At 35.8% G+C, this 682-nt stretch carries 1 protein-coding gene; it reads right to left on the reverse strand.

The genetic code is table 11. The annotated features are described in order from the left end of the window. Positions 1 to 75 precede the first annotated feature (75 nt). Positions 76 to 609, reverse strand: a complete 534-nt coding sequence (locus tag JCM14108_RS14000; RefSeq protein ID WP_035181601.1) for an NUMOD4 domain-containing protein — start codon at positions 607 to 609, stop codon at positions 76 to 78. Positions 610 to 682 lie beyond the last annotated feature (73 nt).

The following is a 682-nucleotide window of genomic DNA, read 5'->3' on the forward strand; positions in this document are numbered from 1 at the left end:
TTTTTTTCTTCAACCGATGCGTTGATTTTTGATTTACTGATTGAGTTGGAGCCCCTGCTGGATATTTCAATCAATTCATCTCCTCACAAATACAAGATATTCATCAATCTCGTTTACTTTACGTTTTAACTTTTCACTTAAAAAGCCATGATTTTTCCCAAGAAACTCGCTAGCAGACGACAAACTATAAAAATATTTTGCTTTAAAAGTATTTTTGTTAACCAAAACCACTTCGCTATTTTCACAGTTCAAATGATGCTTATAAGCATGGATCAAGTTTTCTGAATAATTGCACCATTCAAGATTTGAAACATCATTATTGCTGGGATTCCCATCTATATGGTTAATTAAATTCTTCCCGCCAATTTTAGGAATGAAAGTCTCTGCAACCAGCCGATGGACTAGCCGGTCTTTTTCCTTAGCGTTTTTCCAAAGAGAGACTCTCCTATAACCATCCTTATCAACTTTTTGTTTAAGAACCCGTATTTTCCAATGCCTTTGCTTAAATTTTGCATTCTGGGTTATTTTCCCGGGTGCAGTCCTAATTTGACCATCGGTGCTTGCTTGATAAATATTTTCATAACCGGGAATATCTTTCCATTCAGTCAAAACAAACACCTTCAATCAAAAGGGAGATCATCATCAGAAATATCAATAGCATCACCGCTGTTGGCAAATGGGT

The sequence above is a fragment of the Lentilactobacillus farraginis DSM 18382 = JCM 14108 genome (assembly GCF_000583655.1).
In the GTDB taxonomy this organism is placed as follows: domain Bacteria; phylum Bacillota; class Bacilli; order Lactobacillales; family Lactobacillaceae; genus Lentilactobacillus; species Lentilactobacillus farraginis.